9 protein-coding genes are annotated in these 13,384 nt (G+C 61.9%); 8 read left to right on the forward strand and 1 reads right to left on the reverse strand.

Features of this window, described 5'->3' with window-relative positions; all coding sequences use genetic code 11:
• The first annotated feature begins 57 nt into the window (after positions 1 to 57).
• The 7 genes from VH564_RS05705 to VH564_RS05735 all read left to right on the forward strand — a co-directional run bounded on the left by VH564_RS05705 (position 58) and on the right by VH564_RS05735 (position 9,400).
• On the forward strand, positions 58 to 1,776 hold the full coding sequence (locus VH564_RS05705) for an extracellular solute-binding protein (RefSeq protein ID WP_423338850.1): 1,719 nt from the start codon (positions 58 to 60) through the stop codon (positions 1,774 to 1,776).
• 293 nt (positions 1,777 to 2,069) lie between these two features.
• A complete protein-coding gene (locus tag VH564_RS05710; RefSeq protein ID WP_423338851.1) occupies positions 2,070 to 3,125 on the forward strand; it encodes a LacI family DNA-binding transcriptional regulator in 1,056 nt (351 codons plus the stop codon).
• Between the two features lie 46 nt (positions 3,126 to 3,171).
• A complete protein-coding gene (locus VH564_RS05715; RefSeq protein ID WP_423338852.1) occupies positions 3,172 to 4,422 on the forward strand; it encodes an ABC transporter substrate-binding protein in 1,251 nt (416 codons plus the stop codon).
• Between the two features lie 67 nt (positions 4,423 to 4,489).
• Positions 4,490 to 5,425 carry a carbohydrate ABC transporter permease gene (locus VH564_RS05720; RefSeq protein WP_423338853.1) on the forward strand — a complete coding sequence of 312 codons (936 nt, stop codon included), beginning with the start codon at positions 4,490 to 4,492 and terminating at the stop codon, positions 5,423 to 5,425.
• 2 nt (positions 5,426 to 5,427) lie between these two features.
• Positions 5,428 to 6,303, forward strand: coding sequence for a carbohydrate ABC transporter permease (locus tag VH564_RS05725; RefSeq protein WP_423339382.1), 876 nt, complete (start codon positions 5,428 to 5,430; stop codon positions 6,301 to 6,303).
• A gap of 32 nt (positions 6,304 to 6,335) precedes the next feature.
• Positions 6,336 to 8,288, forward strand: a complete 1,953-nt coding sequence (locus VH564_RS05730; RefSeq protein WP_423338854.1) for a glycoside hydrolase family 127 protein — start codon at positions 6,336 to 6,338, stop codon at positions 8,286 to 8,288.
• Positions 8,289 to 8,293: 5 nt separating this feature from the next.
• Positions 8,294 to 9,400, forward strand: coding sequence for an ABC transporter ATP-binding protein (locus tag VH564_RS05735; RefSeq protein WP_423339383.1), 1,107 nt, complete (start codon positions 8,294 to 8,296; stop codon positions 9,398 to 9,400).
• A 321-nt stretch (positions 9,401 to 9,721) separates the two neighbouring features.
• On the opposite strand, the gene VH564_RS05740 is transcribed toward VH564_RS05735, so the two are convergent.
• On the reverse strand, positions 9,722 to 11,728 hold the full coding sequence (locus VH564_RS05740; protein WP_423338855.1) for an aldo/keto reductase: 2,007 nt from the start codon (positions 11,726 to 11,728) through the stop codon (positions 9,722 to 9,724).
• Between the two features lie 422 nt (positions 11,729 to 12,150).
• On the opposite strand from VH564_RS05740, the gene VH564_RS05745 reads away from it, so the two are divergent.
• The gene (locus tag VH564_RS05745; RefSeq protein WP_423338856.1) at positions 12,151 to 13,353 is read left to right on the forward strand and encodes an ROK family protein; all 1,203 of its coding nucleotides are present in this window, start codon (positions 12,151 to 12,153) and stop codon (positions 13,351 to 13,353) included.
• Positions 13,354 to 13,384 lie beyond the last annotated feature (31 nt).

Raw genomic sequence — 13,384 nt, forward strand, 5'->3', positions numbered from 1 at the left:
AAAGGCACAAGTGCGACGATCGTCAAGGTTGATTGACACGACGGACGGGAGGCCGACGTGAACGAATATGAGATGCTGCGGGTGATAGAGTTTCTGGAAAGGACCAGGCGGCCCTTCCAGGACGTGGTCGGCGATTTCGACGAGGACCCTGTCTGGAGGATCGTGACCTTCCTCATCAAGTCGCATATTCACAGCCAGACGGTCTCGATTTCGACGCTCGGGCAGGAATCCGGTATCCCTTACGCAACATCGATGCGACTGATCAACCGCCTGATCGACAGCGGCTATATAGTTAAGGTGGCGAAGGGTCAGACCGGCAAGAGCTTTGCCCTGCAACCGAGCGACCAACTGCTGAAATCCTTTCAAGCCTACGCGGGAAAGACGAAGTCGTTGTTGGCCCAGACGCTGGGCCTTAGAAGCGGCGAGCAGGAAGATGACTATTACTTCGGCGGTACGCCGCTCGGTTCGCAAATCATTCCGCCGATGCGACTGGTGCAAAAACGAGCGGAATCCCAGATCGAGCTCCGTTTTTTGCTGAACGACGACAACTATTTCTCAGCTATGCGCAACATGTGGGCTGACTTTCGAAACAACCTTGCCTCCCGCAAAAGTTTTGACCTTCTGCCGCTACCCGATCTTTACAACCGGGTCTTGGAGAACCGAAACAGCGCCGTCTCGAATTACGATGTCATCGCCATCAACATTCCCTGGCTCGGAGAGTTTGTCGAAAAGGACGTCATCCGGCCGATCGATGCCTTGATCCAGAAGACGGGAATCAACCCGCTGGATTTTCATCCGTCCATTTGGTCGACGGCCAAATGGGACGGCAAGGATTACGGCGTTCCGGGATATTGCACCGTTGAGATCCTTGCCGCCCGGAGAGATCTGTTTGCAGACGCCGGCCTGGACTTCCCGCGTAATTTCGAAGATGTGATTGCCGCAGGACGCCATTTTCACTCGCCTTCCCATGGCATGTACGGCGCAGTCTGGGATGGCGCGCGTGGCATGCCGATCGCATCGAGCTTCATGTTCTTTCTCGGCGCCTGCGGACAGCCGGCCATTTCCTTGCGCAAAACACGCGCCGGCTTCACGCTTGAGGGGGTGGACCTCGAGCAGTTGCACTGCACGATATCCTCGGACGCCGGCCTGGCAGCGCTGGATTTCATGCGGCGCCTCATTGAGGTCTCGCCGCCCGATATCCTGAACATGGCCTGGGACCGCACACTCGACGTCTTCATGAAGGGAAAGGCGAGCCTCGGCTATTTCTGGACGATGCGAACGGCGCGTTTTGAATATGACGTGCAATCCGTCGTCAAGCGGCGGGTGGAATATCTACCCCAGCCCTCCGGCCCCGGCGGCACGCGCGCCTCGCCGATAGGCGGCTTCCTGTTCTGCATTCCGACGAATCTGCCTGAGGAAAGGGTGGAATTGGCCGCCGATGCCATAGCTTGGATGGCATCGCGGGAAGCGATGAAGGCACATGTCAAGAATGGCTTTCCGATTGCGCCCCGCTTTTCGGTCAGCGCAGACCCCGAGGCCGCCGCAAGCTCACCAATTGTCAGGTTCGTGGACCAACTTGCAAAGAAAAACCTGCTGCACACATGGCAAAGACCGAACATCCCGCAATATACCGCGATAGAGCGCATCTTAGGCGAGGAAGTGCACAACGCCTTGTCTGGGATGAAGCCTGACAAGGTGGCACTTGCCGACGCCGCCCGCGAGATTGACCTTCACCTGCGGAAAAGCGCCTCGGGACGCCATGTGATCTGGTACTGAAGCCAGGTTTGGGGAATTATTTCCGACGCCGGGGGGATGATCCTGCTGATCTCGCCACGTACCTTCCCGCGATGCGCCACGCTCGTTTCCTGAGTGTTTCTGCCACAGCATAGTTCGTGCAACAGCGCCTCCGACAAATCAAGGATTACCGAAGGGTCTCACATCCTGCGTCAGCTCGAGTGTACAGAAATCGCTTGACGAAGGCTGAGAAAAGGGTTTTCCTAAGATGAGAAAACGGTTTTTCATGTTGAAGTTATGGACGTGCAGTGGTGTTGAACGAGAATAGAACAGGCGTGACGGGTTTGTCCGGTGACCGTGCGGAGGTCGCCGCACGCATCACCATCAAGGATGTTGCGCTCGCTGCGAACGTATCTGTTTCCACTGCTTCCAAGGCTCTAAACGCGCGCGGACGTATGACGGATGAAACCCGGAAACGCATACAGGATATCGCGCAAAAACTGGGTTTCCGGCCGAACGCCATGGCCCGTGCGCTAGTCCACCAGCGCTCGTTCACCCTTGGTCTCCTGACCAACGACACTTATGGCCGCTTTACCTTGCCGATCGCCGCGGGCCTCTCGGCTGCGATGGCCGATCGCGGGGTATCGGTCTTCCTGTGCGCCATTGACGACGACCCCGAGCGCGTGCGGCTCAATCTGGAAGCGATGGAGGACAAGCGCGTCGATGGGCTGGTCGTCTCCGGAAAGCGCATCGACCGTGTCCTGCCGGTCGATCTTCCCGCCGTCCACATGCCCGTCGTCTACGTCAATGCGGCCTGCCCTCCGGGCGCCATCGGTTTCGTGCCGGACGATGAGGGCGGTGCCTATGCGGCGGTCGCGCATCTTGTCAGCCTTGGCCGCAGGCGCATTGCGCATGTGACGGGTCCGCGCAGCTTCGGCGCCGTCGGCCTCAGGGAAAAGGGTTGGCTGCGCGCGCTTTCCGAAGCGGCTCTGCCCTGCTTTGGAGCGGCGCTGTCCGGAGAGTGGTCGGAAGGCTTCGGTTACGAAAGCGCGCAGCGCCTGATTGCCGATCCCGAAGCCGAGCGGCCCGATGCCGTGTTTTGCGGCAACGACCAGATCGCCCGAGGCCTGATCGACGCCCTGACGCTTGCCGGGGTTCGGGTGCCGGAAGACATCGCTGTCGTCGGCTTCGATAACTGGGAAATTTTTGCGACGGCAACGCGTCCGCCGCTGACCACGGTGGATATGGCTTTGAAGGAGCTGGGACGGTTAGCTGGCCTGACGCTCCTGGACCTTATCGACGGCAAGCCGGTGGAGGCCGGACAGCGCCGTCTCCCATGTCGTTTGAAAGTACGGCAATCGTGCGGTTCGGAGGAGCCGTCGACTGAATAGGATTTAACCGCACCCGAAACCGGGTGCAAAATGGGAGGGTAATGAAATGCATAAATGGATTTTGGGTCTCAGTGGCCTTGTTGCCGCTGCTCTTGCACTGCCGCTATCCGCCAGCGCGGACACGTTCACGCTCTGGACGCGATCGGACAGCTCGACCTTCATGCCGAAGCTCGTCGATGCCTTCAACAACAGCCAGAAGGAGCATCACGCGGATCTGCAGATCGTGCCGGTCAACGAGCTGGTGCAGAAATACGCCGTGGCAGCTGCAGGCGGCACGGCGCCGGATGCCCTTTCGCTCGACCTGATCTACACGCCCGCCTTCGCCGCGGCGGGTCAGTTGGAAGATCTCACGGATTTCGCCAAGTCCCTGCCCTACTTCAACGCCCTGTCGAAGGCGCATATGTCTGTGGGGACCTACAACGACCGCATCTACGGCGTGCCGTTCTCTGCCGATGGCTCGGTGCTCATCTGGAACAAGAAGCTGTTCAAGCAGGCGGGTCTCGACCCGGACAAGGGACCGACGACCTGGGCGGAAATCCGCACGGACGCAGAGAAGGTCAATGCGCTCGGCGGCGACATCAAAGGCTTCTATTTCTCCGGCAATTGCGGCGGCTGCAACATCTTCACCTTCACGCCGCTGATATGGGCGTCGGGCGGCGACATCTTCTCCGCCGATGGCCGCAAAGTGACTCTGGATACGCCGCAAATGCGGGATGCGATCGCCTTCTACCAGGGCATGGCAAAGGACAAGCTGATCCCGGCGGGAGCGCAGACCGATACGGGCGCCAACTTCTTCTCCGCCTTTGCCACCGGCAAGATCGGAATCACCCCCTCTGGCTCATTTGCGATTGGTGCATTGGCCTCGCAGAGTCCAGATCTCGAATACGGCGTTACCCCACTTCCCGGCAAGGACGGCGGCTCCTCCTCCTTTGCCGGTGGTGACAATTTCGTCGTCTCCAAGGGGACGAAGAAGATGGAGGCGGTGAAGGCGTTCCTCGAGTTTTCCTATTCGCTCGATGGCCAGAAGCTGCTTGCCCGCAACGGTTCGCTGCCAATCCGCAGCGATATCGCCAAGGAAGCGCTTGACGGCCTCGATTCACGCTATCTGATTGCTGCAGACGCGATGGCCAAGGGCCGGACGCCCTACTCCACGGTCTTCAACGATCTCATCAACTCTGCCAACGGCCCATGGATCACCATGCTGAACACGGCCTTCTTCGGCGGGCCGGATGCGATCGAACCGGCGATCCAGGCCGCGCAGAGTGCCATGCAGTCGATCGTCGACACCGCGCCCTGAGGGCTCATTCCTTGAGAGGCGGAGCGGCAATGCTCCGCCACACGGATATCAGCGGAGGACTAGATCAATGTCAGTCAACACCCCGGCGACGCCAGGCGGCGCGCCCAATGCCTCCCTGCGCCCGCTGCGCAAGCCGCGTCGCGACTGGATGGGACTTCTGTACGTGGCCCCGGCGCTGGCGCTGGTCCTCGTGTTCTTCCTGGTGCCTCTCGGCATGACCGCGTGGATGTCGTTGCACAACTGGCCGCTGATCGGCGTGCCGCGCTGGATCGGCTTTGCCAACTACAAGGCGCTCTGGAACGACAACAATTTCTGGAACGCGCTCGCCTTCACCATCCGCTACACCATCGCCGCCACGATCGGGCTCATGCTGGTGGGATTTGCGCTCGCCCTCCTGGTGGAGAAGCCGCGCCCCTTCGCCGGCTTCTATCGTACCGCGTTCTTTCTGCCTGTTGTAATCGGCTTTGCTTCGGCGAGCCTGCTGTGGAGCTGGTTGTCGAATGTCGACAGCGGACTTTTTTCGCCGCTCGCCGAGGCGCTGGGGTTGACGGACGGCCGCCTGAACCTGCTCGCCACCTTTGCGCCCGCCTTCTGGTCGGTCACCGCCATGGTGATCTGGAAGATGGCGGGTTTCTACATGGTCATCCTCATGAGCGGGCTGCACTCCATTCCGGCCGACTTCACGGAGGCGGCCCGGATCGACGGCGCAAGCGCGCTGCAGCGGTTCCGCTTCATAACGCTGCCGCTGGTGCGCCGTCCCTTTGCCCTTGCGCTTATCCTGTGCGTGTCCGGCTCCATGCTCGCCTTCGACCAGTTCTACATCATTCTTGCCGGCGGGCCGCAGAACAAGACGATCACCGCGGTTTACTGGATTTTCAGCCAGTCCTTCGTGTCCTTCCGTCTCGGCTATGGGGCGGCGCTGTCGATGGTGCTGCTCGCCATCCTGGTGGTGCTGAGCGTGATCCAGCTGCGGCTTCTCGGTGACAAGGAGACCGCACGATGACGATGACCGCGACGCTTCCCGTAACAACGTCGGCGCCGGCGCGCAGGCGCGGCAATGCTCGGCTCTACAGGGTGCTGTTTCACGTCACCGGCCTGCTCGTCGCACTGCTGTTTCTAGCGCCGATTGCGCTGGTGCTGCTCGCGTCTTTCCGGCCGCCTGCGATGGCGGGACAGGGGCTGCTCTCGGTCCAGGGCCTTGGCTTCGGCAACTACGGGCGGCTCGAGGATTTTGGCGCCGGCATCCTGCATTACGCCGGCAACAGCCTGTTCGTCGCCGTCGCCACGGCCATTCTCACCGTCGTGGTCTCGGTCTTTGCCGGCTACGGGTTCTCGCGCTTCCGCTTTCCGTTCAAGTCGGTGGCCTTTGTCCTTATTCTGTCGACGATCATGGTGCCGTTTCAATCCATCCTGACACCGCTGTTCCTGATCCTCGCAAAGCTCGGGCTGCAGAATACGTTGAGCGGTCTCGTCCTCATCTATGTCACGCTGCAGCTGCCCTTCTCCGTCTTCATGATGCGAAATGCCTTCGACGCGGTGCCGAAGGAGATCGAGGAGGCGGCGCGCATCGACGGCGTGAAGGGACTGCGGTCGCTCATCTATGTGATGGGACCGCTGGTCTTCCCGGGTGTCGTTTCTGTCGGCCTTTTCGCCTTCCTCAATGCCTGGAACGAGTTCCTTGCGGCGCTGGTGCTGTTGACCGACCAGGACCGCTACACGCTACCGGTGCTCGTCACGGCCGTCCGCTCCGGCCATTACGGCTCCGTCGACTGGGGCGCCGTGCAGGCCGGCGTCACCGTCATGATGATCCCCTGCCTGCTGCTCTTTCTCGCTCTCCAGCGCTACTACATCCGCGGCCTGACGGCCGGCGCGGTGAAGTAGGCGCACTACCAATTCAACTGAGGACCTACATCATGAGCCTGCCTTCTCCTGCCGTCGACACGATCCGCCAGAATGCCAAGTTCCGCCCACCGGCCGTCCATCAGGTGCGCGTCGGCGGCTTCTTCGGCCCCCGCATCGAAACCATCGCGACTGCCACTGCCCACACCCTGCTCGACCGCTGCATCGAAGCGGGCATGTTGGACCAGGTCGATCCGGACCGGCCGAACCCCGGACTGCGCATTCCCTACCAGCAGGGCAACGATACCGTCAGCACCCAGATGTTCTGGGATTCCGATTTCGGCAAGAGCATCGAGGCCGCCGCCTACGGGCTGCTGCACAAGAAGGATGCCGCGCTCGAGGCCCGGATCGACGAAATCGTCGATGCTTATGGCCGGCTGCAGGACGAAAATGGCTACCTGAATTCCTGGTACCAACGGATCGAGCCCGGCAAGCGCTGGACCAACATGCGCGATTGCCATGAGCTCTATGACGCCGGCCACCTGATGGAGGGAGCCGTTGCCTATTATCACGTCACCGGCAAGCGCAAATTCCTGGATATCATGGCGCGCTACGCCGATCATATCGCCACGATCTTCGGGCCCGGAAAAGACCAGAAGCCAGGCTATTGCGGACATCCCGAAATCGAACTTGCGCTCATCAAGCTCGGGCGCGCCACCGGCGAGCAACGCTATCTCGAGCTTGCCCGTTTCTTCGTCAACGAGCGTGGCCAGCGGCCCGACGGCGAACACTATTACGACCGCGAAGCCCGCGCACGGGGCCGGGATCCGGCCGATTATCATTTCGCGACGTACGAGTACTCGCAAAGCCATGTGCCGGTGCGCGAACAGCGCCAGGTGGTTGGCCACGCCGTACGTGCCGCTTATCTCTATTCCGGGATGGCCGATGTTTCGACCGAGTTCGGCGACGACAGCCTGAAACCGGCGCTGGAGGCGATCTGGGCCAACCTTACGGAAAAGAACCTCTATGTCACCGGCGGTTTCGGCCCCTCCGCCCACAACGAGGGCCTGACCTTCGACTATGACCTGCCGAACGAAACGGCCTATGCCGAGACCTGCGCGGCCGTGGCGCTGGTCTTCTGGGCCAACCGCATGCTGGGACTGGGTCCCGATCGCGCCTATGCCGATGTGATGGAGCGGGCGCTCTACAACGGCGCGCTGGTCGGCCTCTCGCTCGACGGCACCCAGTTCTTCTATGACAATCCCCTGGAAAGCCGCGGCAAGCACCATCGCTGGACCTGGCATCGCTGCCCCTGCTGCCCGCCGAACATCGCCCGGCTGGTGGCGTCCGTCGGCACCTACATGTATGGCGCGGCGGAAGACGAAATCGCCGTGCACCTTTACTGCGAGGGCATTGCCGATCTGGAAACGGCGGGTACGCCAGTCAGGATCCGCCAGGAAACCGCTTATCCCCTGGATGGCGCCGTCAGGCTGACCCTGGAGCCGCAACAGCCAGCCGAGTTCACCCTTTCCCTGCGCCTTCCGGCCTGGTCACCGGGCGCAACGATCCGTGTCAACGGCGAGCCGGTGGAGCCAGCCGCCGTCGAGCAGAAGGGCTATGCGAGGCTATCGCGCCGCTGGCAGCCGGGCGATGTGGTGGAGCTCGATCTCGAGATGCCGGTGCAGCGGCTCCACGCGCACCCGAAGGCAGGTATCGATCAGGGGCGTGTCACCCTCCAGCGCGGCCCGTTGGTCTATTGCCTCGAGGGCGTTGACAACGGCGCTGACCTGAACTCCCTGGTGTTGCAGCCGAAAAGCAGCTTCCGCTGCGAACCCGTCACCGCACTTGGCGGCATCCCGGCGCTTGTGACGACCGGACTGCGCGAAGTGGCCTCTGGCGAACAGCTCTACACGACGGAAACGCCGCACCGGGAGGAGACGGAAATCCGTGCGGTGCCGTATCATGTGTGGGACAATCGCGCAGCCGGAGAGATGCTGGTCTGGATCCGGACGGAGGGCGGTCAATGAATGCGATGGACAGGAGGGTGGCGTCGACGCTTTCGGCGCAGACCAGTGGCGTCGAGCTGAAGGGGGTTTCGAAAAGCTTCGGCGCCGTCGACGTCATTCACGACATCGACCTTTCCATCGCGGCCGGCGAGTTCGTCGTGTTCGTCGGACCGTCCGGCTGTGGAAAGTCGACGCTGCTGCGGCTGATCGCCGGACTTGAGGAGACGAGCCGGGGCGAGATCCTGATCGGTGGACGCGATGTGACGGAGGCCGATCCCTCGGATCGCGGCATCGCCATGGTGTTCCAGTCCTATGCGCTCTACCCGCACATGACCGTCGCCCAGAACATGGGATTCGGCCTGCGCATGGCGCATCGGCCGAAGAGGGAAGTCGCCGACATGGTGCAGGCAGCGGCCGAAATCCTCCATCTTTCCCCTCTGCTCGATCGCCGACCGGGACAGCTCTCCGGCGGCCAGCGCCAGCGTGTCGCCATCGGCCGCGCCATCGTGCGCGACCCGAAGGTCTTCCTGTTCGACGAGCCGCTGTCCAACCTCGATGCCGAATTGCGGGTGGGCATGCGCATCGAGATCGCCCGGCTGCACAAGCAACTCGGCAACACGATGATCTACGTCACGCACGACCAGACCGAAGCCATGACGCTGGCCGACAAGATCGTTGTCCTCCGGGCGGGCCGCATCGAACAGATCGGCTCCCCGTTCGACCTCTACAACGATCCCGACAATTTGTTCGTGGCCGGTTTCATCGGCAGCCCCAAGATGAACGTCCTGCCGGCGAGCTGCGAGGCCGGGTCGCTTTTGATCGGCGGCCAGCGCTTGCCGTTCGCCGTGCCTGCTGGCTTGCCGGCAAACCGCGAATTGCAGTTCGGTATTCGACCGGAACATCTGCGCCCGACCCGCGACAACGAACAGGGGCTCAGTCTTAGCGTCGACTTTACAGAATTCCTGGGTGGTGCGACCTACCTCTACGGGCAGCTTCAACCGGGCGTGTCGCTGGTCGTCCAGGGCGGTCGGGGCCCGGCGCCAAAAGTGGGGGAGACGATTTCGGTAACGTTCGATCCGGCGGATGCGCGCTTGTTCGATGCCGACGGGCAACGGATCCGCAGCAATGGTTGAGTAGTTGTCAGGGAGCGCCGCCGACCATACCGAGAGCGGCCGCCTGGTTAGGCTTCAGCTCGACAAGCACCTCTGGCGCGTTGTTGGTGTGACGGACCATCATTTGGGCTGCGCGATCTCGCTTGAAGGCAGCGCACAGCGTGTTTTTTTAACGTTGCAGCAAGACACGGTGCCGCTCTTGGCATTTTGTGCATGTCGGACATCGGCTTGCATGTCAGCCTCCGAACTGCGAATGCACTTCCTTGGTGTTGAGGTTGAGCGTTGCACTCCAGCGCTCGATGCCCAGATATTTGGCTACATGCCTGGGCATCCCAGGTGTCGCTAGCCTCGGGCGAGCCATTTGACCTCTTCGGCGTCGAGTTTAACGTCGAAGGCGGCGAGGCTGTGGTTGAGCTCGTAGAGGGACCGAGGGCCGATGAGCGGGACGACCGGCCAAGCCTGGTTAAGGACATAGGCAAGTGCCACCTGGATCGTGTCCTTGCCCTGCTTCCTGGCAATCTGCTCGGCCCGGTCCCGTCGATCGAAATTGGCGTCGGAATACCACGACCGCACAAGTTCGGGGTCCGTGAACTTGTCCCTGCCCGCCCGATCGGTGAAGAAACCCCGCGCCTGGCTCGACCAGGCAAAGTTGGTCACCGCCCGGCTTTGCAGCCACTCCATCCATTCCGCGCTGGAGCAGGCGATGCAGCCGTCCCAGACGGGTTGAATCATGTCGGCGAGCGCGAAATTGTTGGAAAGGACGCTCGGCTTCGTCTTTCCGGTCCGCTCGGCATAGGCAATTGCCTCGTCCATGCGTTCTCGGGTCCAGTTGGAGCCGCCGAACGGCCCGCGGATGCGACCCGCTTTGACTTCCGCATCCATCGCATCGACGAACTCGCCGACCGGGATATCCGGATTGTCGCGATGCATGAAATAGATGTCGACATAGTCGCTCTTCAGCCGCTCCAGGCTGGCGGTCAACTGCTTGCCGATGACATCAGGGTAGCAGAGGGGCGTGTGCACACCTTTTTCAATGACCACCATCTGGTCGCGCACCCCGCGGCTGGCGATCCAGTCGCCGATCAGCCTATCCTGCAGGCCGCCATTGTAGCCGAATGCGGAATCGACGAGATTGCCGCCTGCCTCGAAGAAGGCATCGAGCACGATCGAGGCGCCGGAGAAGGTCGAGAATTCCATCAGGCCGAGGGCGGCCATCGACATTTCCTTGGGCAGGTTGGCGATGCGGCCGCGCCTTATCTGGTTCTTTCCGGCGGCAAGGGGCGTGCCGCGCAAGGTGTGGGTTCGCAGCGCGGGCGTTTCGATTGCGTATTCCAGGCCGATTGCCGCCCGCCAACTGTCCATCGCGCGCAGGTTTCCGAGGGTATCGGCGCGGGTCATGCCGGGATAGGTAAATTCGCTCTGTCCCGCCCGGATCGCCGCGCCCGCGGCGTCGACCTCGAAGCTGTAGATGTGGCGTGGCTCGAAGACGGAGATCTCCTGCCGGGTGCCGTCGGCGGCAAAGACGCGGATGGTCGCTGTGCCGCCCGACTTGCCGCCGGCAGACCAGAACTGGTCGATCTCGATGCGGCCTTCGGTGCCGAAGATGCGCAGCACGTTGTCCTGCTCCAGGGACACCGAGCAGGAGAGTTCGGCAATCGCTCCGCTTGGAAAATGCAGAACCGCCGATGTCCATTCGTCGACGCCGGTCTCGCCGAGATGGCCCACGGCAAAAAGCTTATCCGGTTCCATGACGCCGCCTGTCTGCGCGCCGGCGATCAGCCGCGCCATCGACACGGGATAGCCGCCGACATCCAGAATGCCGCCGCCGGCACGCGCGTTGGACAGCAGCCGATGCTCCGGATCGAACGGCAGCTTGGCAAAGCCGAAGCTGGATTTGATCAGCCTGATGTCGCCGATGGTCTTGGCCTGCAGCAATTCGACGAGCTTCAGCGTCAGGGGGTGGAGGCGGTACATATAGGCTTCGCCGAGAAATGTGCCGGCCTGGCGCGAGGCTTCCTGCATCGCTTCCGCCTCGGCAGCGGACAGCCCCATCGGCTTTTCGCACAGAACATGCTTGCCGTGTTCCGCCGCCTTGATGGCCCATTCGGCGTGGCTTGGATGGGGTGTGGAGATATAGATCGCATCGATTTCCGGATCGGCGAGGAGAGCGTCATAGCCGTCGACGATTCGGGTTCCCGGAAAACGCTCCGCGAGGCCGGGCTTTTGCGGATTGCGCGTGCCGATTGCCGTCACGCGACCGGTCTCCGACTGCGCGACGCCGGCAAAGAAGTCCTGCGCGATGGCGCCGGGCCCGAGGATTCCCCAGCGGATCTTATCGGTGGTGTTCATGGATATGGTCCTTTCAAAGGCAAAGGCCGCGCTGGCGGTGCTGCGGGCCGATGGTCACCTCGAGGCAACGAGCGCGCAGCCGTAGGTTTCGAGGGAACGGTTACGGGCGACGGCCTGCCGCCTTGAGACAGTTGCGCCGGCCCGATGTCTTTCCACGCCTGTCGAAAGTCATATGATCTCCTCCCTGTCCGCTCTATTCGTTCCTCAGCGACGATGCCTGCGCCACCCTCCTCGGCCGCGCCTACATTGCCCGAATACCGCTGGACCAACGGCGCGCTGTAAGGCGCGGTCTGCATAAGTTACGGTATCTGGTCTTCTAACTGATCTCGTCCGCGCGAACCGGATGTTGCTCGGCAAGCAAAGTTATGCATATGTTCCGAGGGGCTGCAATAATTAATTTACAAAATTAAGAAAGGTGGCGCGTGCAGCTGAAGGGGGACCAGGGCACTTCGCGTGCCATCAACAGACGGCTCATTCTCAATCTGCTGCGGCAGGAGGGAGCCAAGAGCCGGGCCGAGATTGCCGCTCGTACTGGCCTTAGTCCGGCAGCCGTCACATTCGTCGTCAGCGATCTGATTGAGGAAGGCCACGTCTTGGAAGGCCGTACGGTCGCAGGCACGTCAGGCCGCCGGCCCATTCCCATTTCCATCAACTATGCCAATGGCCTGGCGATCGGTTTCAAGCTCATGGCCGGTGCTGTCGAGTGCGTCGTCACCGACCTCGCGACAAATCCGCTGGCCTCGATGCGGCTCTCCTTCGAGGGCACCGATCCTGCCCGGATCATCGGGACGCTGGCGGATGCGGTGCCCGAACTCCTGAAAGCGGCGGCCTGTCCCCAGGCAAAGCTAGCGGGGATCGGGATTTCCGTGCCCGGCGTGATCGACAACGACCAGGCAATTTGCGTCAGGAGCCACCGGTTTGACTGGGACAATGTACCCCTTGCCGCGATGCTGGCCGCGGTCGTCAAGGTGCCCGTCTGGCTGGAAGACGATACCAATGCCTATGCCATCGCGCAGCAGCTTTTCGGGCTCGGTCGACAACACAAAAACATGGCGGTCCTGGCCGTCGGCGTTGGTATCAGCTGCGCCATGGTCGTCGATGGCAAGCTCTATCGCGGTGCCCATGGGGCAGCCGGGAAATTTGGACATACCTTGATCGAGGAGGACGGTCGCCTTTGCGAATGTGGCAAGCGCGGCTGCCTGATGGCCTACTATTCCCTTCCATCCCTTTCTGCATCGCTGCGCGCCTCGGGCATCGCCGATGGGCCTGTCGATGCTGTCTGGATGCAAGGTCACCTGTCCACCGGCAACCCCGCCGTGACGGCTCTGGTGCGGGAGGCTGGGCGCTCCATCGGTCGTTGTCTTACCAATCTGATCAACGTCACGGACCCTGAAGTCATCGTCGTGGGCGGAGAGGCCGTCACCCTTGGCGACGTATTCCTCGATGAAATTCGTGCAGCTCTCCAGGCCCATTCGTTCAGGGCTCCCCCGCCCCTGCTTCCCGACTGGGAGGATGATTCCTGGGCGCGGGGGGCGGCTGCTCTGGTGACGCAGAGGTTTTTCGATTTCGAAAACACCGCGGGCACGATGGGTCAGCAGACCGGCGCTTTCTCGTTTGCAGATTAACGCGGCCGGCTCTGCCGCGGACATTGCTTCT

It is taken from the genome of Rhizobium sp. HT1-10, assembly GCF_049472505.1.
Lineage (GTDB): Bacteria > Pseudomonadota > Alphaproteobacteria > Rhizobiales > Rhizobiaceae > Rhizobium.

Coding starts and splice junctions, on each gene's coding strand:
- VH564_RS05715 (WP_423338852.1), top strand. CDS start 3,172: ATGCATAAATGGATTTTGGGTCTCAGTGGCCTTGTTGCCGCTGCTCTT.
- VH564_RS05720 (WP_423338853.1), top strand. CDS start 4,490: ATGTCAGTCAACACCCCGGCGACGCCAGGCGGCGCGCCCAATGCCTCC.
- VH564_RS05725 (WP_423339382.1), top strand. CDS start 5,428: ATGACCGCGACGCTTCCCGTAACAACGTCGGCGCCGGCGCGCAGGCGC.
- VH564_RS05730 (WP_423338854.1), top strand. CDS start 6,336: ATGAGCCTGCCTTCTCCTGCCGTCGACACGATCCGCCAGAATGCCAAG.
- VH564_RS05735 (WP_423339383.1), top strand. CDS start 8,294: ATGGACAGGAGGGTGGCGTCGACGCTTTCGGCGCAGACCAGTGGCGTC.
- VH564_RS05740 (WP_423338855.1), bottom strand. CDS start 11,728: ATGAACACCACCGATAAGATCCGCTGGGGAATCCTCGGGCCCGGCGCC.